This is a genomic window from Collimonas sp. OK607, from assembly GCF_900111995.1.
In the GTDB taxonomy this organism is placed as follows: Bacteria; Pseudomonadota; Gammaproteobacteria; order Burkholderiales; family Burkholderiaceae_D; genus Collimonas.
The window spans coordinates 15,731-34,682 of the sequence record NZ_FOKF01000019.1 but is presented as its reverse complement, the minus strand read 5'-3'; the positions used below and the strand labels follow the sequence as shown (position 1 = coordinate 34,682).

Sequence of the window (18,952 nt, the reverse complement as noted above, 5' to 3'; positions counted from 1 at the left end):
CCGGTCTGGAAAAAGAACGCGGCGACGCAATCAGTGATTGAGGCACTGACCACGCCACCGTGCCAGCAGAATACGGCTGCAAGCAAGGCCAAGGCCGCGCCACCTGTACAGGTAGGCCGAAGGCTATCATATTCGCGCAGGTATACCCAAATGCAAGATATTCGTTGTGGAAGTTGTTCCCGCAAACTCGGGCAAGGTGAATACATCACCCTGTCCATAAAATGCCCCCGTTGCGGCACATTAAATCATCTGAGAGCCACGCGCCCCGTACCAGCATGCCATCGAGCATCTGACAGTGGAGCAGTACGTGCAAGCAAGTCCGATCATTCCCTGGATGGGTGGCAAACGCCGCCTGGCCGATAAACTCATCCCTTTATTCCCGCCGCATGAATGCTATGTCGAGGTATTCTGCGGCGGCGCCGCGCTGTATTTCCTGCGACGTGTGCCAGCACGCACCGAGGTCATCAACGACATTAACGGTGAACTGGTCAACCTGTACAGGGTCGTGCAACACCACATGGCCGAATTCGTGCGGCAGTTCGAGTGGGCGTTCAGCAGCCGGGATCTATTCAAATGGCATCAGGATGCCCGACCGGAGATATTGACCGACATTCAGCGAGCCGCCCGGTTTTACTACCTACAGCAGCACGCCTTCAGCGGCAAGGTCGCCGGGCAAAATTTCGGCACCGCCACCACCGGGCCGGCCATCGATCTGACCCGGATTGAAGAAAATCTGCGAGCTGCCCGCTTGCGCTTGGCTGGTACCTATGTGGAAAACCTGCCCTGGTTGGAATGCATGAAGCGCTACGACCGGGAGCACACGTTCTTTTACCTGGATCCGCCGTATTGGCAGATGGCGGGCTATGGCGTGGATTTTGGGATCGAACAATACGAGCAGATGGCGGAATTCATGCGGACCTGTAAGGGCCGCGTGATGGTCAGCATCAACGACCATCCCGACATTCGCAGGGTGTTTGATGGATTTACGATGATGGGACTGGACATCAAATACAGCATCGGGAGCACGCATGGACAGCCAGGCGTGAGCCGCGAGCTGGTGATTACCAATTGGAATGCGGACGTGATGACACAGCTTTTCTAGGTCTACGTGCTTATCACCTGGGGCATAGCTCCAAGTGAATACCCCACGATAGGGCAGAGATGGCATACGAGCTTATTCAAGTGAATAAGCTGAGTTCTTCGAAATTTGCTAATATTGCCATGCGGAAATTTCCGCCTTCGCATTCAATAGGAGAAAGCTATCATGTTGCCAGAGGAAGTGTTTTCCCATCTGAAACTGTTACGCCGATTTCAACACTATTCTACCGGCGACTATTTCTATACAACTACAACGCATACTGAAGGCTTCGGTCCGGAATACGTAGAGTTGACACCAATTGGATACATATTCAGTTCGCCTGCGCCGGGCTTGAAGCCGCTGCTACGATATCGGCGAGAGAAGCCGTATCTTCTCCACCTCTATACATCTAATGAGGCCGAAGACGCGGCGAAAGCGGGGTACGTGTTTGAGAGGATCGAAGGGTACGTCTTCGCACCGGACCATAAACCGCGAGATGCCGTTCACCTATCTCGATGGTACAAGCATGCAACTGGTGTGCATTTGCTTACCACCACTCCGGCCATGGACCACCCCGGTACTTTCGGGTTCGTCAATGAAGATAACAAGGAAAATGGATTCATCTACCCTTATAGCGGCAAGAACTGGATGCATTATGTTAACGAGAATAAGCTCCTGTCCGCCTTAACGATCCCTGGAACACATGACACGGCAACGTATCTGACGGACATGTCACTGGCGCAATGTCAACAGATCGACATCCAGCAGCAACTCGAACGCGGGGTCCGATTTCTCGACTTCCGCCTTCACGTAGGCCTTTTTTTCGAAGGAACACAAAGCCTTTGGTTCAGTCACGGGGCGGATCCCCTGGGGGTTCACCTGAATCTGACCTTCAGCCAGGCATTGCAGATGTGTTCAGATTTTCTGGCTGCGAACCCGTCCGAATGCATAATCATGTCTGTGAAAGATGAAAATGACGATAGAGAAAAACTTGAGAGATTGATTCTGCCCACCCTGCAGCCGTTTGCCGATGCAGGCAGGATTTCGACAGGCACATCGATACCACATTTGCGTGATGTGCGCGGCAAGATCGTCCTTCTACGACGATTTGAACATTATCCAGGGAACGCGGATGTCGGAGGGATTGACGCCAGTGGTGCACTTTGGCCACAAAATTCTACTGAAACGCACACGAACCATTGGGGTGTGACCCTACGAATCCAAGACGAGTATAAGTCCTATTCCGGGTTCAACGTCGACACAAAATTCGATGTATACATGAAGCCCGTATTGGACGAGGCACGAGCAGACCCCGACATGGAGAAGTTGTACATCAACTTCTCGAGCGGTACTGGCTTCATGGCTCCCATTGTCGTTTCCCGGTATATTAACCCCAAACTCCATGACTACCTGTTGAAGAGTCCCCCCGCACGTTACGGCATCTTACCAATGGACGTTCCAGACGAAATGGGTGACCGTCTTCTGAATGTAATCATCGCCACCAATACATTCACGGATCCCAATGCTGCGTTCATCCCTGCGGGACAAGTCACTGAATCCGCCACTCTAAGCTGAAATCAGCCGTGCTTCGGGAATGCCTGCGGCGCGGCACTTTTTCCCTGTAGTTCGTTTAAGCCAAACCACCATCTTGGCTCAGCTTGATAAAGCCGCCGATGACGTAGCGTGAAGTAAGGTTAACCATCGACGAGACATGGTGAAGGTATGGCCTGCTGCCCGCCATGCACGACGCGGTCACTGATTAGACGTCATGCTAGTCGGCTAATCGCTCCAGATATTCGCCGGGTGTTCGACGGTTTTACGGACATGGGGTTAGACATTAAGTACAGTATCGGCAGGACGTATGGTCAACTTGGCGTGAGCCGCGAACTAGTGATTCGGCTTCGCCCCAGTCCTCGCCCGGTCCCTCCCTTCGGTCGGGCTGCGGCCTGGCCCTTGACCCTTGCCCACCCCCTACTTGGTAAAAAAACCGCCAGGATGCTGGCGGCGGGAGATGTCATTCAGGTGCAGTCAGAGACGTCACAATGGCAATCATCAGGCCCTCGCGCGCCACACAAACTGCACCATGGAGATACACGAGGCATTAAATTTTTCTTTGGCACAAGTTTATATTTCATGTAGACCTGTCATCTTAAATTTTTGACGTCAACGTTAAATAACGTTGATCCGTGCATCAAGTATATCGGCATATATTCCCTCGCGTTAAATTTTTCCAGCGCCTCATCAACCCCAATCACCCCAATGTGTGTGTTGTCCTGGATTCGCTTCGGATCCGCCGTCGAATCGAGACATTCACGTTCGAGCATGTCATGTCAGATCAAGTCGTGATTACTACATCGAAATGCCGCAGTAGAGATTCACGAATCAATGATTGATCAGAGACGCCAAAGCCGAGTAAAGGCCGGGCCGGATAGTGATATGCCGGTCCTTTTTTGCGACCTTATCCGTTAACCCCTCCTGGTGCACGCGAGCGATGCGTGCCACTCGCCCGAAGAAACCGACCGACAGCTGATTTTCGTTCTGCAGGGTCTTGAGATTTATTTTTTGTGCGAATTTTCTCAAACACCGCAGCCTTCCGATTTTGGGAGTACAAACGCGTGGCAGGCGTGCGGCCCTAGGCGTGACGACGCGAGCTACCGTTTCGCAATGGGTACGCTGGCCGACCGCAATCAAGCTTGCTTGAGACGTGTAATCAGTTCTTTACTTCATCCGTCGCGGGAGTTGCGGCACGAGTTGCGGCGAAAACGAATAAGCATAAACAGCGATCCATGCCTGATCGTTTGCGCCGCATGAAACCCATGCGAGTCTGAGGTCAGGCTCCGCCTCGGTAAGAACTCAGATCTGGTGCGCGCCGCTGCGGTACTGGCGTTTGTGAGGACAGTTTTGGTCTCTGCGATTCGGCGACACTTTCTACGCCGTCGACGGTAATGGCTTCGAGGAAGGTCAGAATATTGCAGTAATAATCGACTCGCATTTGCGCTTCCAGCAACTGCCGTTCTGATTGATACAAGGCCAAGCGTGTATCGCGTAATTCATTTTCCGCCAGCTTTTCCGGGGTCAGAATATATTTGGCCGCCAATTTGTTAAACCATCCCATGTCGTCACCTCTTTTTTTTTGTATGGAGACGATTTGATATTAAATCGTCTATGGCAAATAAACTAGTAAAAAAGCTAACAATTGAGACCATTTAACTATGCTGTTGCGCAATTCCCACGTGAGTATTTACGTATAACAACAACGCATCATTAGTCAGAAAATACAAGGTGATTAAAAACAAAATGTGCTTCGAACAGGCCACGGTAACGGCTGTCCAACGTGAGTTGGTGAGCCGTCGATGGTACGCAACTGATAACGACGGCAGCCAATGTGTGAGCCGCAAACTCGTGATTACAACCTGGAATGCGAATGTCGTGACGCAACTTTTTAACCTTTCCGGGAAAACGCTATGGCGCGATTTTACAAAGTTGCGATCCATTATCTATTTCTGCTTGAGGTCGAAATATTTTCCTCAAAGTTGTATTTTATTAATGTATTGCACTGTCAGATTTCCTATTATTTAGATGCTTCGGTATGCGTCTAATTAAATCACACGGCGACGCATGAGCAAGTTTTTGCGTCCAACCGCGTTGAAAGAGAGGCATTCAATGAAGGTCGACCCAATAGCAAGCTTGGCCTCTAGCTCACCGAGAGCTGATACTCCACGAGGAAAAAATGAGTCAGTCGACATTACAACGTTTTGGCCGTTCATACTTATTGACGGCGACTTCAAAGTATTAGTTTTATTCGACTCACATTTTGAGGAAAAAGCACACATATTTAAGGAGCGGGCTGAAGAAGGTTGGACCGGCAACGGCTGCGACTGGAACGCCGTTGCGCAAGCAGTCATCGCGGAACGATTTCCGCAACTGGCCAATGAAGTCATTTTCGAGTCAAACACCAACCTATTTTTAATTTCCGGAACGACTACGAGTTTGACGGTGTTGGGCCACGCGTTAAAAATCGTTTTCGATGACGACCACATTTTGAGAGATATTCTATTTCGTGCCAAGCTGCAACACTAGCAGTCAAGATAACGTAACAAAGAATCTCGAATCAACGCTTCATGGCGGGGGGAAAGCGAGTAAGGGCCGGACTGGATAGTAATCTTCCGGCCCTTTTTTCCATCTTGTATGGAATGCCTGCGCTCGCGGGACCGGACCTGTACCTATCAATATTTAGGTGACCATGATGCAATCCATCAAATATACGCAATGATTATTTTATGCGGGAACTATCCAAAATCGAGTCACTCTCGTGCCAAATGACGTAACCCAGATGTGGGTTATTCCGATGATTCGACCGCCTGTTGAGGGCTGTCATTCAACGTCGGAACAGATCGAGGAAATCAACATGCACAAGACATATCTCATCGAAACCACTTATGTCATTTTTACGTTCCTGGTCACAGAAAAACAACAGGGCGGTGCTTACAGCGCCTCATACATTGGCACAGCGCTACGCGTTGGACACTCTGGGACAATTAGCCCCGAGTGGATAAAAGATAATCTTGATGGTGCGGCAGAAGGTGTAGATTTCAATGCACTCGTCGCCATGTGTCATCGAGAAATGACAAAGCGTGGGGGCGACATCGTCAGCATTCAAGACATCACTGGCGATGCCCGGCTGTAATTTTTTATTGAAATTATTCAAAACTGTATTTCACTGTCTTTGCGGACATTGTTCAACGTCAGAACAGGTCAAGGAAAACGTTGGAAAAGACATTAGACCATCACATTAAAATCCATCCAGATGACGCAATAGCGAATCTCGAATCAATGTTTGATCGGTAGCGCTGAAACCAAGTAGAGGCCGGGCCGGATAGCGATATTCCGGCCCTTTTTTTGCGACCTTGTCGGTTAATCCTTCCTGGTGCACACGGGCAATGCGCGCCACGCGCCCAAAGAACCCAACCGATAACTGGTTTTCGTCCTGCTCGATTTTCAGATTTTTTTGCGTGCGGATCCTCTCAAACATCGAGGCTTTCTGCCGTTTGATTCTTCCTTTTTTACCGCGTAGGCTCTTGCGTTGCTTGCGTGCCGCGAAGGGCGCGCCATCCGGCGCCTGCTGGCTGGCGATACGTTGCACCTGGCTGCGGCGCAAGTCTTGCGCAATGCGGCGTGTGATGACGCGACGCTGACCCGGTTGAAGCTGGGCCAGCAGTGCGCCGGCCCAGGCTTCCAGGGTAGAGAGATCGTCGCTCATTGCGGGTTGGCCGGTGTATGCCATTCGGCCAGCAACGCGTCGCCCGCATAGGCTTGCCAGAACTCGTCGGTATAGGCCGGCGTCGGTTGCGGCTCGGCCAGGTGTACAACTTCCAGTCGACCGGCGCCGGCGGGCTTCACCACCACGCGCTCAGTGAGCGCTAGCGTGATCGCCAGATCGATCGAGGTGTGATTGTTGTAATCCACATCAAAGCCGATACCGGTTTTGCGCAACTCCGGATGGTCCAGCAAGTCGCGCTGATGCAATTGCACCCAGGCCAGTAACGGGACCATCATCGCATCTTCGCTGCCGCTGTAATCGGTAATGATGATATTGAGCTTATATCGGTATTCAAACGACAGCGAGGCGGTGCCGGTCGCCACGGTGTTGCCGCTCTCCGCAAAGATCAGCAACTTATCGGGATTCTGCCGCAACTCGGCGCTGACGGCAGTCAGATGCGCTCTAAGGCTTTTTGGTTTGTACATGCTCGGCATCCCCCTGACAATCCACAACGGCGTCCACCTTGGCCGCGCATATCGCCCACGCGGCTTCGGAGCGTTCCAGGGCAAGCAGCAAGGCGCCGTTAGTCCTGGGCGCCGTCGCCGGCAGGCTGCAACGGGTGATCGCTGGGCAGGCGTTGGCGGTAATCATCGGCGCCGGTGGCGGCGGGATGCTCCCGCAGGCGGGCAACAGCGTCAGGCAAAGCAGTGTCGGCCCAGTTGCGTAGCGTAGGATCGTCATGTAGCAGGCTTTCAATCAGGTTTTCTCGTTCGGTAAGGGTGGCGCTAATGCGATCATGGGCGGTTTGCAGCTTGGCAGCCGCTTTGCCGTTCCTGGTCGCGGCGTCCGTCAGTGCGGTGATGACGGTGTCGCGCTGGCCGATCTCCTGCTCGGCCCGCTCGGCGCGTTCCCTGGCAGCGGCTAGACCGTCGCGCTGGACGTAAATCACCACGCACAACGCGCCGACTGCCAAGGAAGCTATCAGGCTTTTGACGATCAATTCCATAGGCCGATCCGGGTGCCGCGGCTGTCGATGGTCAATACCTGGCGGCGCGGCGTCTTGCCTTCAACCGCAATGCCCAGGTGAACCCATACCGCGCCGTTGGCGCGCTCATAGATCAACTGGTCGAATTGCAGATAGGATTTTTCCAGTGCCTGGCAGATGGCCATCGACGTGCCGAATGCCGGTGCTGTGAAGTCGCAGGCCAGGCCGTCCACGTGGGCGCTATTGGCGGCGCCGCCGACCACGCGGTTCAATGACTGGCAGCGATAGCCGCTGGAAATGAGCATGGCCGCGCCGCTCAGTTCCAGGCGCACCAGTTCGTTAAATTTCGCCAGGCGCCGCAGGTTGGCGACGATGGCCGGCGTCGGCGTGTTGTCGATGGAGAGGATCCGCGCCTTGTCGCTGCGGGTGAATTCTTCCAGGGTGAAATGCGCGGTCAGTGGTGTGGTGATGGTGGTCATTGAAATCCTCGGATGATGTTGGCGACGTTGCCCTGGGCGCGATGCACCAGGACACACAAAGTAAGGGCGATACAGGTTTGCCCGATGGAGGGGCTACCGTGGCCCAGAGCGATCTTCAGGGCGCTGGTGCCGGTAGCGACAATCAGCAGCCATGCCACCAGGGAAACATGCAAGCGGTGATTTGCCAGGCCACGCCGGTAACACAGCAGCCGCAGGCAGGTGTTGGCGTAGGAGAGCAAAGCGAGCATGGTCAGGGTTTTAGTCATGGCTGCCGCCTTTGCGCAGCCAGGCCGGCAGTTCGATGGTTTTAATCAGGTCGATGCCGTGCAGCGTCAACGCAATGGCCGCCGCCGACGCAAAGAAGGCCGCCACGCCCGATTGTTTCAGCGGCGTGTTGCTGATGACCTCCGGCGCGGCCAGGTAGCCAATCGCCAGGGAAATGACCATATAGGCCAGGCGTTGCAGGACTGGCAGGTTCTTGCTGGAGATCGCCACCAGTGTGGCGCCGGCAAAGGCGCCGATCAGTGCGTTACCGTCAATACCAGGGAACAACGACGACAGACCGATGCCGGCGGCTGTGGTGACGACCAGGGTAGTGGTGCTGGGTTCTGCCATAGGTGATTCTCCAATTAGTCCCACAGGCTCACGACCTGGGCGGTTTTAGTAGGGGTTGCGGTAGGTTCCGGCAGGTTGATCAGGAGGCCGTGCGGCAGAATCGGCCCGTAGTCAGCCAGGCCTGGATTAAGTTCAAGCGCCGCCTCGACCACGTTGGCGGTGGCGCCCAAGTGACGCCAGCACAGCAGGTCCAGCGTGTCATGCTGTTGGGCGCGCACCTGCATCAGATCAGTTCCACCGTGACGTGCGGTCGTCCAATGATGTCGGCGATGGCCCAATGGGCATTACGACGCTGTTCTGCCGGGGCGTTATCCAGCGCTTCCATCATCTTTTTGTCGGACATGGACGAGGCTGTGCTGTCGTAGTCGCGGTAATGCTCGATGAGATCCGCCTTGGCCCAGCAGTAGACGGCGCGCCGATAGTGAGCATTGAGGATGCTTTCCCGATTGACCCGGTCCGCCGGCACGGCGGCCACGGACGCGAAGCCGGCGGCAATTTGCCCTAGCTTCCAGTCGCGCAGCTCCGCATTGACATGCAGCACTGCGGCAACAATTGCCTGTATCAGTCGCGGACTGGTGACGGTGCCGTCCAGGCGCATGGTGTCACGCATGGCCTGCAGCACGATATCGGGATAAAAGCCGTCGTTTTCGACGCACCCGACTTCCGGCAATGGAGCGCCGGCGCCGGCGGAAGGTGGCGCGATAGCAATAAAGCTCATTGGGTTAACAGTGAAAAGTCATCCGTAAATAAATCGGCGGTGGGCGGGCGTCAGAAAGAAATCGCAATGAGTCAGTCATCGACCCGCGCCGCCGTGCGCCAGGGGGTGCTTGTTTAGCCAGGGACGGCTTTTACTATGCGAGTGCGCAGACGTTCCATCGTCGGTTTAACGCCCACGCCGGGAAATAACTGAACTGCGCGTTCCATGAGCTGGTGGGCAGCCTCCGCCTGGGGTAGCTGCGACGCTTTCAGCAGCTCGGAACCATCCTGCTCAAGGAGGGCCAGCATCGCGTAAGCGATCGCCTTCAACAGCTTGGCGCGTGCCTGGTCCGGGGCGTCGCAGTGTTCAGTCATTTGCTGCACCTGGGCCAAAATGGCGACGGCGCCGACCGGGTCGCCGGCCAGCTTGCCCTTCAGGAAAGCGGCGGAAAACTCATCCAGCAGCATCGTCGGAATATCGCGGTTGAACTGGTCCGGCAAGGTCAGCTTGTGGGCAACGGCATAGCGCGCCATATCGACCGCTCTCACATACTCGCCGCAGTCGATATGCCACACCAGGAGCGCGGTAAACACATCGTCCTGGCCGCCTTGACCTTTGGACAGCACACCGTCAATCCAGTCCTGATACTCAGGCAGCAATGTGGCCTTGACCTCGATCTTGCGTTCCATCGACTGGATGCTGCTCAAGCTGCGGCGGTCGTTGGCCAACTTGTAGAGCATCATTTCGTAGGCACTGCCGCCAGTAATGCCGCCAGGGGCAGCGTCGGCGGCAGCGCGTTCGGCCAGGATGCGGGTTTTATGGCGCTGAGCGGGGGAAAGATCCGCCATGTCAGGCAGCCAGCGCAATATTTTCGATCAGGGCGCCGAGACCCAGATCCTCGATCACATACGCGTCGTTAGACGATTCGTAGTTTTCGATACGGTCGCGCTTGGCTTCGTCGACCACGCGGCGCCGGCGGGCCGACTCTTGCCAGTAGATCGACAGGTTATCCAGTCGGGTAATCAGGATCGTATTGTCCGGGAAGAACGGCACGGCAATCGCTTGCAGGCCGCCGATCCGTTTCTGGCTAATGACGATGTCGGTGGCCAGCGTCTCGGTCGGTGCCTGCTTGGTATTGACCAATGGGAAATACTTGTCGTGCAACAGGTTGCGACTGACGATCACCACCAGGCCGGCATCTTTCTGATACCAGGGATCCAGCAAGGTGATGGCGTCAAATACAACTGCATCCAGATTCTCGTAGTCGCCACCAGCGCCGACCAATACCTTGCCGGAATCCTTCACACCTTCATGCATGACGCGTTCCGGCGCCTGTTCCCGGTAGTGCTGCAACCAGCCCTTATTGACGTCTTGTAGTAGCGGATTTTTTTCGATGTCGGTGTCCGCCGCCACGGAACGGCCATTAAAGCCGATCATCATCCGGTCCAGCGCCTGGCGGGCGAGGATGGCGTTCGCAATGCGTTGCTGGAAATCGGCAAACTTGGCCCAGGCATCCAGCGTCTGATACTTGATGTGCGTATCGAAATTCGTTTTTTCGCAGCGATAGCCACGGTTATCGAGAGCCGTCAGATCGCGGGTCTTGCGATCGCCCTTGTCGGTATTGGTGCGACCGGCAATCGGGCCGGAAATGCCCAGGCCAATCTTTTCGCCTTCTTGCTCTGTGACGCCGTAAATATTGATCTTGCTCAGAAAATCGCTGGATTCCTGAATCTTGGTTTCCAGCTTTTGCTGCACACTCGGCGTCACGCTGAACATGCTGGCCACGTTGCCGGTGTCGTTCAGTTGCGCCAGGCGGGCCGTGTATTTATCGAAGGCGACGCGGGTGATTTTTTTCATACGGGTGACTCCTGGTTGTATGGGGCGGTAATCGTGTTAGGGCGGGACGGCCGGCGCCGATTAAAAATCGGTTTCCGCCAGGCCATCGCCACCGGCAGCCGTTGGCCGGTGCGAAGGGTTCGCATCGGTCGTTTCGACCTGCTGACGGAATGCTGCGAATTCCTCATTCGACTTTTGCAAAGCTGCTTCCAACGTGTCGACGCGTTTCTTTTCTTCCGCAAATTCATCCGCGCTCAGATTCGCATGCGTTGCCAGGGTCTCGACGGCGTCGACCAGTTCACCGAAGCGCGCATCGTCGCCGGCAGTCTTGGTAGAGAAGCGTTTCAACAGATTTTTGATGGTGTCGGACAATTTGATTCCTTCGGATTCAGGTTGAGGGGCATCCTCGAATTCCAGCGCGGTTTCCTCTGCTGCGGTGAACAGGTTGTCGGGCGATTGCTTGCGGGCTGCAAACGGATTCGATTCAGGGTGTTGGGCGGCGAACGATAAAACCTCGGTGCCGAGGCTGGCGGGGCTGTCGGTGACGGCCAGGCCGACCAGGTAGGCTTCGCCGGTATCGGCAAACTTCGGATTGATTTCGATGCTGGTGTAGATCTTTTGGCGCGCCTTGTTCATGGCCACCAGTTCCGGCGTGGGCGAGATCTGGGCGAACAAGGCCAATTTCTTGACGCCGCCCAGCTCGACCTCCTCGGCTTTGACGGCAGTTACGTCGCCATAGGCTTTAAATTCGCCTGCCGACCAGGTGCTGCGCAGATGTTCCATCCAGATGCGGGCGCCATATACCTGCGGATCGAAGTTAGCGGCCATTTGCGCAATGAAGGCGCGGTCGATGACGCGGCCATCGGTGGTGGCGCCTTCGACGGCAACACGGAAGAATTTCGATTTTGTTGGAGCGGTTGGGGTCGGCTTTGCCATGGTGTCGGTATTGGGGAAGTTCGAATACCGTCATGGTGGGCGGTGCTGCGCGTGGAAACAATCGGCAGCGGGTTGATAACAACTTTACTGACTTCTTGCCAAGGGCTTTTGCAAGCGTTGCCCTCTACGCTGGCGGCATGTTAATAAAACCCGTCCAATCCAAACCAGCCAAGCGCAGCGCCACGCGCGCGCCAGGCACGCTTGCAAAGCTGGCCGCCGTTGCGAATGATCCTGCTGCCATGCGCGACGCCGCCCGCAGCCTGTACTGGCAGGGTTGGCGTATCTCCTCGATTGCCAAGCATCTAAAAATCAAACGCAGCACCGTCGCCAGCTGGAAAGAGCGCGACAAATGGCATTTGTCGACGGCGATCGATCGCGTGGAAGGTCAGATAGAAGCACGCATGGTCCAGTTGGTCAGCAAGGAAGTGAAGACCGGCAGCGACTTTAAGGAAATCGATCTACTCACACGCTCCCTGGTGCAAATGTCACGCAAGCGCCGGTACGACGGCGGAGGCAATGAGGCGGACCTCAATCCGAACCTGGACAACCGTAACGCCGGGCCGAAGAAGAAACCGACCCGTAACGAATTCAGCGAAGAGCAGCAAAGCCAGTTACTCGATGCCTTCCGCGATTCGTTGTTCGACTACCAGAAGGTCTGGTATCGCAACGGCCATGAACGCACCCGGATCATTCTGAAATCGCGTCAGATCGGCGCGACCTGGTACTTCGCCCGCGAGGCGCTGGCCGATGCGCTGGCAACCGGCCGCAATCAGATTTTCCTGTCGGCGTCTAAGGCGCAAGCGCATGTGTTCAAACAATACATCGTGCAATTCGCCAAGGACGCGGCCGGCGTCGAATTGGCGGGCGACCCGATTGTGCTGCCGAACGGCGCGCACCTGTACTTCTTGGGAACCAGCGCCAGAACCGCCCAGGGCTATCACGGCAATTTCTACTTTGACGAATTCTTCTGGACCCATAATTTTACCGAGCTGAACAAAGTGGCGTCCGGGATGGCGATTCAGAAGAAATGGCGCAAGACCTATTTTTCGACGCCGTCATCGGTCAATCACCAGGCGTACCCGTTCTGGACCGGCAAGGACTTTAGTGACCGTCTGCAAAAGGCGCAAAAGGCAAAAATCGATATCTCGCATTTGCGGCTGTCGAGCGGCTTTACGGGTGAGGACAAGATCTGGCGACAGATCGTCACGATCCTAGATGCCGAGGCCGGCGGCTGCAACCTGTTCGACCTGGATCAACTACGCGACTACGAATACGGCCCCGACCAATTCGACAACCTCTTAATGTGTAATTTTATCGACGACACCAAGTCGATATTTCCGCAGGCGGAATTACAGCGCTGCATGGTCGATGCCTGGGACGCTTGGGAGGATGTGAAACCGTTTGCGGCGCGCCCGTTCGGTTATCGACCTGTCTGGATTGGCTACGACCCGTCATTGTCAGGCGACAGCGCCGGCTGCGTGGTCCTGGCGCCACCGTTGGTCGCCGGTGGCAAGTTCCGCGTGCTGGAGCGTCACCAATGGCGCGGCATGGACTTTGCCGCCCAGGCCGAAGCTATCCGGCAAATGACATTGCGCTATCACGTCGAGTACATCGGCATCGACACCACCGGCATGGGGATCGGCGTGTTTCCGATTGTCAGGCAGTTTTTCCCTGGCGCCACCGCGATCAACTATTCGCCCGAGGTCAAAACCCGCATGGTTTTAAAAGCCAAGGACGTCATCAGCAAGGGCCGGCTCGAATTCGACGCCGGCGCTACGGACCTGTCGGCGGCTTTCATGGCAATCCGTAAAACCATCACCGCCAGCGGGCGGCAAGTCACGTTCGACGCTGGACGTACCGCCGAGACAGGTCACGCCGACTTGGCCTGGGCCTGTATGCACGCGCTCGATCACGAACCGATAGAAGGCGTATCGGAAAGCACCACCTCATTTATGGAGATTTTTACAGCATGAAGAAACAGCGTTTTAAACAGGCACGACAGCACGCGACGGCGCCGCCGGCGGCCATCGTGCCAGCACCACAGGCCACGCCATCCGTCGAAGCGTTTTCGTTTGGCGACCCGACGCCGGTGTTGGATCACGCCGACATCATGGAAAGCCTGGAGTGCTGGCTCAATGGCAAGTGGTACGAACCGCCTGTCAGTTGGCAAGGGCTGGCAAAGTCGTTTAACGCCAGCGTCCACCACAGCAGTGCGATCCACTTCAAGGCCAACATTCTGACCTCGACCTTAGCACCCAACAAATACCTGTCGCGGGATGCCTTTAAGCGGTTCGCGCTGGACTTCCTGACCTTTGGTAACGCCTATCTGGAAAAACGCGCCAGCCGGACCGGCAAGACATTGCAACTGGCGCATGCCTTAGCCAAGTACATGCGGCGCGGGAAGGATCTCGACACCTATTACTTTGTGTCCGGCTGGCAGCAAGAGCATGAGTTTGCCAAGGGCGCCGTATTTCACTTGATGGACCCGGATGTGAACCAAGAAGTGTACGGCCTGCCGCAATACCTGTCTGCCTTGCAGTCGGCCTGGCTCAATGAGTCGGCCACGCTGTTCCGGCGCAAGTATTACAAGAACGGCTCTCACGCGGGCTTCATCCTGTACATGACCGACGCCGCCCAGAACATCAAGGACGTGGACAACCTGCGCACGGCGCTGCGCGACAGCAAAGGGCCGGGTAATTTTCGGAACGTCTTCATGTACGCCCCAGGGGGCAAGAAAGATGGCATCCAGATCCTGCCGGTTTCCGAGGTCGCCGCCAAGGACGAATTTTTCAACATCAAGGGCGTGACCAGGGACGACCTGCTGGCTGCGCACCGCGTGCCACCGCAACTTATGGGGATCATGCCGAGCAATGCCGGCGGCTTCGGCGCGGTCGAGCCGGCGGCCCGCGTATTCGCCCGCAACGAACTGGTGCCGCTGCAATCACAATTTTTAATGATCAACGAATGGATGGGAGAAGAAGTCGTGAGATTTGATGAATACACGTTAGGGAACATGGAAGGGACGGCAGCATGAGCGACGTAGCCGACCGTGCCGACTGGCGCATTGCCCACGACATCCAAGTCAGCAGGGCGCATGCAAGTCGAACGCTACAGCTTGAGGCGGACGGGCATTGCCACTATTGCGATGAGCATGTCGCCCATGGAGTGCTGTTCTGCAATACGGATTGCCGGGATGACTACGAAAAGGAACAGGCGGCGCTCAGGCGCGCCGGACGCTGACGGTATACCTGCCCCGCTACCATGTTATTACGGCAGCGCCTGCATCGTCTCAAGCCGCTGTACGCGGCTTTTTTTACGCCCTGGAAATGTTGTCTTGTCATTAAAAAGGCTGTCGACTCCGACCTTTCAATCGCAGTCCCCCCACGCCTGCCCGCCCCGTTAAATGCACTGCTTTTAACGCAGTTGGCAAAAACGCCAGGCGTCCAGACCTCGCGGGGTTCACAAGGGAAATGGTTGCATCGCCGTAACGCAAAATGACGCACTTTGCGCGGAATTTCAGCAGAAATCCAATAAGCGTTTATACTGTATATACATACAGTATATTTGCCTTTGGAGATCATGATGCGCCTCACCGACATTAACGAATTTGACGCGGTAATTGCCCGCGCAGAGCCAATTATCCACACGATAGTCGCCCGCCATCGGACCTCAGGATTGCCGCTCACCTGGCGGCTAATCCATTCGATTGAAAGTGAAGTTTTGACCGAATTGACTCGTTCGAACGACCTACAGCCGGCTTATATCAATTTGATTAAGCATTCTGGCGTTTTCAAATACCCGTTGAACGACGACCCCGTGGATTTTGGAAAATCAGGTGCCATTGCTTGTGCGTTTTCGATGATCTACGAGGCATTCCACAGGGCTCATTGATTATCCTGCAATCTAAAATCATGGTAGCTCAAGATTTTATTTTTAGATACCGCGCAAAAAATGCCTTATCCAATGCGTCTGCCAGTGCATTCGTTGACGCCGATATTCTTCCTAGCAATGGATCTGATGGTTTTATCGTTTTTCTTTGTGGGCCTTGAATTGCCTTTGTGGTGATGGCTTGTCGGAGGGCAATGCATGACATTTGCGCATCTATTCCGTGAGTCTGTTTTAATCCAGAGACTGCGGAAGTAAGGCGCGCCAATTTGGAAACGACGAGCCAATAAGAAGGGACATTCTTTTCTTCCGTTGCTTCAGCAAGATATGCGATGCACAATTCTTCGATAGCCCACGCTTCTTGTATCAAATTATCGATTCGCTCACGAAGCTCTTTTCGCTCATCTCGCTTTGCATTCTGTCGGTTGTTTACAAACCAACCACCAAATACCAATGTCCAAGTAATAATCGTTCCTGCCACTTGAACTATGAGTTTCTCGTCTCCCTCGGAGAACCCCCAGTTAGCTGGCAGCAGCATCGCGAATGTATGTTTGAATCTCCATAACTAGCGACTCGTCGCTGCTCTTGAATTTAATGGCTGCTGAAGCCGCTGCCACGGAAAGTTTCATGAGTCGTACAGCCCCGCCAAACGCCTCTTCCAAGAAAGAAGAACCGTAGCCAGCAGTCCCATCCAGATCAATTAGGACTGACTCGTATTCCCGTATTGCCGGTACCAGGATCTCGTCACGAAATTTTGCCCCAGGAAATGGGCCGTCATCGTAGAAGCGACCAGCTGGCGCCTCAGAAAAATCCGTAGCAATTTTAATCATTTTGGACATTGTCCATCTCTAGGTTTAATACAGTGTGTAAGGGTACGGCCCACTCTATCAGAGTTCCGCATAACGAATCTTCAAATGTTGAAATTACTTCCTTTTGGCCATTAGTATATTTGTACTCCCCGCGATTACTCAAGATTCGGAGAGTTCCAGAGCCACATAAATCAATGATTTTCCGCAAATCGTTCAATCCTTTGCCACGATTTGAAGCATTCATACGGGACCGCCCAATCATCATGGCTGCACTAATTAAGTCCCCGTCGGTTGGCTTAATTACACCGAATAGGGACAATAATTCTTGTACAAACTCGGCCGGGTACTTTAGCGGCAAACTGCGCGGTATCCCAATACCTTGGTCAACGATAATAATCTTCAGTTCTTTTTTGGGCTTGTTAATATGCCCAATCATCCACCAACCCTTAGCTATAGGTTTCACTTTATGGAATCTATGGCCTTCTGGGTAGGCATGCTGCGCTACATTAGTCATGGCCTCCGACAGTCCGCGAAAAAAAGCTTCCGGCGTCTGAGGTTTCATCTCATCAGCATATTGTCCCAATAGCTTCTTACGGAGCTCAATGGCAAGCTGCCCTTGTGCGCCAACGCCTGCCATTACTTTAATATACTCCAACGGGTAAATTCTTTCCGTCGGCCCCTCCATATTTGAAGGGACGCCAAGCACATCGAAAAAGCCGCTATCACGCATCTGCTTATGAAGGGCTTTGTCTTTAGGGTAAGTCCCTGTAACACTTCTCTTCCCACCTATTTCACGGCAACGATAAATTTCAGCTGCAAGATACAGGATAGCAGTTGAGGAAATCCGCCTTGTATTTTCAAAATTCAGTATCAATCTCCTGAACGTTGAGAACGTATTAACTCGGCATTGCCGCGCTAAAGCGAGAACCTCGCCGCGATGATCTTCAAGGTCCAAGACTTCCGGGACCGCAATTTCGTCATCGTGTGTGTATTGGTTGTGTAGGCCCAACCTTGGGGTAAGGGCGAACAACTTACGTGTCTTCCCTCTCTTGAGAAAGCGACGACGGCGTTCCAATTCATATCGAGAGCGTTTATGCCGAATCTTCTGGTAAGTGGCAAATTTAGAGCTTTGGTATTTCAGAAAGTTTCCTTGTCTTTAAAACGTGCCACTATTTCCGTTGGATAATTGTTGACTTCCAGAAATATGAGCCCAATGCATGCAATGCGGCAAATATTACCTAATTTTCAATAAAATATCCGCTAAAAATTTTTATGATGGCGAGCGCCACCAATCCGACGCTGTTTGTAACAGTGTTCCCTACTCAAAGTTCGCTCTGTCCATTACACAGATAGCTACGGCTTTTTTATTTAGTCATTATTCCCCCGCCAGCACGTCAATGATTGGACAGTTAGCCCCTCCGTGGCGGACATCGCACTGTTGTACTAATCCCGCCAACACCTGATGCATGGCGGCAAGGTCGATCATTTTTTGTTCGATTAACGCCAGCTTGCCAGCGGCCAGCGCCCGCGTCTTCGTACAGGTACAGGCACACGCCTCATCCAGTGCTAGTAGCCCTCCTACCTCGGACAAGGTGAAGCCCAATGCCTGCGCTCGTTTGACGAAGCGCAGGCGCTTGGCTTCTTCATCCGAGTAGCGCCGATGGCCCCCCGCCGGCTTTAACGGCTCATCCAGCAGACCAAGCCGCTGATAATATCGGATTGTCTCAATGCTCACCCCGGCCTCTTTCGCCAACTTACCGATGGTCAGTTCTGCCGCCATCAAATTCTCCTTGATTCCGTACTCAGGTACAGGATGTAGAGTAACACTTTGGCAAATAGAGTCCAGGAGGCAGGTATGGCGCAGATCACAGGAAAACACATGCTGATCGCGGGCGTATTGGCTGCTATCGGCGTGTCAGCGTGCTGTGTCGGCCCGCTCGTGCCACTGGCTCTATCCGCCCACTACGCAGAAGATATGCCACGATGAGCGCTGTCGTTCTTGAATCCGTTCTAACCTGTCCGCATTGCGGCTTTTCCAAGCGGGAAACCATGCCCACGGACGCGTGCCAGTTCTACTATGAGTGCGGAAAATGCAAGACGTTACTGCGGGCGAATCCCGGCGACTGCTGTGTGTTTTGTTCGTTCGGTTCGGCGAAGTGTCCACCGATTCAGCAGCAGCGTGGGTGCTGCGGATAGCAGAGCCGCTAAATGGATTGAGAAATCTCAATTGCGATGTCGCATTTGTACCGACGCCTTTGGAATTTATTACGAATCGCCATGTGACATTAGCCACTGAGGCTTATGCTGCTGCGTTAATTTATAGCATCTTTGTTTCTGATAATAGTGACCACCAAAACTTCCGCATATAATCC

28 protein-coding genes and 1 pseudogene are annotated in these 18,952 nt (G+C 54.2%); 11 read left to right on the top strand and 18 right to left on the bottom strand.

Annotation, left to right across the window (positions count from 1 at the left end):
- Positions 1–150 precede the first annotated feature (150 nt).
- The 3 genes from BM029_RS14235 (at position 151) to BM029_RS14225 (ending at position 2,653) form a co-directional block, all read left to right on the top strand.
- Positions 151–363: a Com family DNA-binding transcriptional regulator gene (locus BM029_RS14235; protein WP_092437167.1), complete on the top strand. Its 213-nt coding sequence runs from the start codon at positions 151–153 to the stop codon at positions 361–363.
- Positions 335–1,102, top strand: coding sequence for a DNA adenine methylase (locus BM029_RS14230; RefSeq protein ID WP_092437054.1), 768 nt, complete (start codon positions 335–337; stop codon positions 1,100–1,102). The genes BM029_RS14235 and BM029_RS14230 overlap by 29 nt, the downstream gene beginning before the upstream one ends.
- A 162-nt stretch (positions 1,103–1,264) precedes the next feature.
- On the top strand, positions 1,265–2,653 hold the full coding sequence (locus BM029_RS14225; protein ID WP_092437052.1) for a phosphatidylinositol-specific phospholipase C domain-containing protein: 1,389 nt from the start codon (positions 1,265–1,267) through the stop codon (positions 2,651–2,653).
- 760 nt (positions 2,654–3,413) lie between these two features.
- Here BM029_RS14225 and BM029_RS26500 read toward each other — a convergent pair.
- Together BM029_RS26500 and BM029_RS14205 are read right to left on the bottom strand one after the other, a co-directional pair.
- Positions 3,414–3,521: pseudogene (locus BM029_RS26500) on the bottom strand (hypothetical protein); the annotation flags it as partial.
- A 387-nt stretch (positions 3,522–3,908) separates the two neighbouring features.
- Positions 3,909–4,193 carry a hypothetical protein gene (locus BM029_RS14205; RefSeq protein ID WP_092437048.1) on the bottom strand — a complete coding sequence of 95 codons (285 nt, stop codon included), beginning with the start codon at positions 4,191–4,193 and terminating at the stop codon, positions 3,909–3,911.
- Positions 4,194–4,696: 503 nt separating this feature from the next.
- Here BM029_RS14205 and BM029_RS14200 point away from each other — a divergent pair.
- Complete coding sequence (locus BM029_RS14200; protein WP_092437046.1) at positions 4,697–5,158, top strand: Imm51 family immunity protein; 462 nt, start codon at positions 4,697–4,699, stop codon at positions 5,156–5,158.
- 328 nt (positions 5,159–5,486) lie between these two features.
- Positions 5,487–5,765 carry a hypothetical protein gene (locus BM029_RS14195; protein ID WP_092437044.1) on the top strand — a complete coding sequence of 93 codons (279 nt, stop codon included), beginning with the start codon at positions 5,487–5,489 and terminating at the stop codon, positions 5,763–5,765.
- A gap of 105 nt (positions 5,766–5,870) precedes the next feature.
- Here BM029_RS14195 and BM029_RS14190 read toward each other — a convergent pair whose 3' ends face one another.
- The 12 genes from BM029_RS14190 to BM029_RS14140 form a co-directional block, all read right to left on the bottom strand.
- Positions 5,871–6,338 (bottom strand): phage virion morphogenesis protein, encoded by a 468-nt coding sequence (locus BM029_RS14190; RefSeq protein WP_092437042.1) that lies wholly within the window; start codon positions 6,336–6,338, stop codon positions 5,871–5,873.
- Positions 6,335–6,823 (bottom strand): phage tail protein, encoded by a 489-nt coding sequence (locus BM029_RS14185; protein WP_092437040.1) that lies wholly within the window; start codon positions 6,821–6,823, stop codon positions 6,335–6,337. Before BM029_RS14185 ends, BM029_RS14190 begins: the two co-directional genes overlap by 4 nt.
- Entirely contained in the window at positions 6,801–7,028 is a 228-nt protein-coding gene (gene lysC, locus BM029_RS26290) for an Rz1-like lysis system protein LysC (protein ID WP_244545050.1), read from the bottom strand. Before lysC ends, BM029_RS14185 begins: the two co-directional genes overlap by 23 nt.
- Positions 6,922–7,344: an Rz-like lysis system protein LysB gene (lysB, locus tag BM029_RS14180; RefSeq protein ID WP_092437038.1), complete on the bottom strand. Its 423-nt coding sequence runs from the start codon at positions 7,342–7,344 to the stop codon at positions 6,922–6,924. The genes lysC and lysB overlap by 107 nt, the downstream gene beginning before the upstream one ends.
- Positions 7,335–7,802, bottom strand: coding sequence for a D-Ala-D-Ala carboxypeptidase family metallohydrolase (locus BM029_RS14175; protein WP_092437036.1), 468 nt, complete (start codon positions 7,800–7,802; stop codon positions 7,335–7,337). Before BM029_RS14175 ends, lysB begins: the two co-directional genes overlap by 10 nt.
- Positions 7,799–8,068 (bottom strand): phage holin family protein, encoded by a 270-nt coding sequence (locus BM029_RS14170; RefSeq protein WP_092437034.1) that lies wholly within the window; start codon positions 8,066–8,068, stop codon positions 7,799–7,801. Before BM029_RS14170 ends, BM029_RS14175 begins: the two co-directional genes overlap by 4 nt.
- The gene (locus BM029_RS14165; RefSeq protein WP_092437032.1) at positions 8,061–8,417 is read right to left on the bottom strand and encodes a putative holin; all 357 of its coding nucleotides are present in this window, start codon (positions 8,415–8,417) and stop codon (positions 8,061–8,063) included. Before BM029_RS14165 ends, BM029_RS14170 begins: the two co-directional genes overlap by 8 nt.
- Positions 8,418–8,431: 14 nt before the next feature.
- Positions 8,432–8,641 carry a tail protein X gene (locus BM029_RS14160; protein ID WP_092437030.1) on the bottom strand — a complete coding sequence of 70 codons (210 nt, stop codon included), beginning with the start codon at positions 8,639–8,641 and terminating at the stop codon, positions 8,432–8,434.
- Entirely contained in the window at positions 8,641–9,135 is a 495-nt protein-coding gene (locus tag BM029_RS14155) for a head completion/stabilization protein (protein ID WP_092437028.1), read from the bottom strand. Before BM029_RS14155 ends, BM029_RS14160 begins: the two co-directional genes overlap by 1 nt.
- Positions 9,136–9,248: 113 nt before the next feature.
- Positions 9,249–9,962: a phage terminase small subunit gene (gpM, locus tag BM029_RS14150; protein WP_092437027.1), complete on the bottom strand. Its 714-nt coding sequence runs from the start codon at positions 9,960–9,962 to the stop codon at positions 9,249–9,251.
- Position 9,963: 1 nt separating this feature from the next.
- Complete coding sequence (locus BM029_RS14145; protein WP_092437025.1) at positions 9,964–10,971, bottom strand: phage major capsid protein, P2 family; 1,008 nt, start codon at positions 10,969–10,971, stop codon at positions 9,964–9,966.
- 60 nt (positions 10,972–11,031) lie between these two features.
- Positions 11,032–11,886, bottom strand: a complete 855-nt coding sequence (locus tag BM029_RS14140; protein ID WP_092437024.1) for a GPO family capsid scaffolding protein — start codon at positions 11,884–11,886, stop codon at positions 11,032–11,034.
- A gap of 239 nt (positions 11,887–12,125) precedes the next feature.
- On the opposite strand from BM029_RS14140, the gene BM029_RS14135 reads away from it, so the two are divergent.
- From BM029_RS14135 to BM029_RS14120, 4 genes are all read left to right on the top strand, one after another.
- Complete coding sequence (locus BM029_RS14135; RefSeq protein ID WP_092437165.1) at positions 12,126–13,859, top strand: terminase ATPase subunit family protein; 1,734 nt, start codon at positions 12,126–12,128, stop codon at positions 13,857–13,859.
- Positions 13,856–14,920 (top strand): phage portal protein, encoded by a 1,065-nt coding sequence (locus BM029_RS14130; RefSeq protein WP_092437022.1) that lies wholly within the window; start codon positions 13,856–13,858, stop codon positions 14,918–14,920. Before BM029_RS14135 ends, BM029_RS14130 begins: the two co-directional genes overlap by 4 nt.
- The gene (locus tag BM029_RS14125; protein ID WP_092437020.1) at positions 14,917–15,126 is read left to right on the top strand and encodes a hypothetical protein; all 210 of its coding nucleotides are present in this window, start codon (positions 14,917–14,919) and stop codon (positions 15,124–15,126) included. Before BM029_RS14130 ends, BM029_RS14125 begins: the two co-directional genes overlap by 4 nt.
- A 339-nt stretch (positions 15,127–15,465) precedes the next feature.
- Positions 15,466–15,777 carry a DUF2471 family protein gene (locus BM029_RS14120; protein ID WP_139217250.1) on the top strand — a complete coding sequence of 104 codons (312 nt, stop codon included), beginning with the start codon at positions 15,466–15,468 and terminating at the stop codon, positions 15,775–15,777.
- 28 nt (positions 15,778–15,805) lie between these two features.
- Here BM029_RS14120 and BM029_RS14115 read toward each other — a convergent pair whose 3' ends face one another.
- The 4 genes from BM029_RS14115 to merR form a co-directional block, all read right to left on the bottom strand.
- Positions 15,806–16,309 carry a hypothetical protein gene (locus BM029_RS14115; RefSeq protein ID WP_092437018.1) on the bottom strand — a complete coding sequence of 168 codons (504 nt, stop codon included), beginning with the start codon at positions 16,307–16,309 and terminating at the stop codon, positions 15,806–15,808.
- Positions 16,293–16,610, bottom strand: coding sequence for an STAS-like domain-containing protein (locus BM029_RS14110; protein ID WP_244545049.1), 318 nt, complete (start codon positions 16,608–16,610; stop codon positions 16,293–16,295). The genes BM029_RS14115 and BM029_RS14110 overlap by 17 nt, the downstream gene beginning before the upstream one ends.
- Positions 16,594–17,535: an ATP-binding protein gene (locus tag BM029_RS14105; protein WP_139217249.1), complete on the bottom strand. Its 942-nt coding sequence runs from the start codon at positions 17,533–17,535 to the stop codon at positions 16,594–16,596. The genes BM029_RS14110 and BM029_RS14105 overlap by 17 nt, the downstream gene beginning before the upstream one ends.
- A 420-nt stretch (positions 17,536–17,955) precedes the next feature.
- Positions 17,956–18,360, bottom strand: a complete 405-nt coding sequence (merR, locus tag BM029_RS14100; protein ID WP_092437015.1) for an Hg(II)-responsive transcriptional regulator — start codon at positions 18,358–18,360, stop codon at positions 17,956–17,958.
- A gap of 203 nt (positions 18,361–18,563) precedes the next feature.
- Between merR and BM029_RS26285 the strand changes: the two genes are divergently transcribed.
- On the top strand, positions 18,564–18,776 hold the full coding sequence (locus BM029_RS26285) for a GDCCVxC domain-containing (seleno)protein (RefSeq protein WP_092437013.1): 213 nt from the start codon (positions 18,564–18,566) through the stop codon (positions 18,774–18,776).
- On the top strand, positions 18,671–18,949 hold the full coding sequence (locus BM029_RS25920; protein WP_170851081.1) for a hypothetical protein: 279 nt from the start codon (positions 18,671–18,673) through the stop codon (positions 18,947–18,949). The genes BM029_RS26285 and BM029_RS25920 overlap by 106 nt, the downstream gene beginning before the upstream one ends.
- The last annotated feature ends 3 nt before the right edge of the window (positions 18,950–18,952 follow it).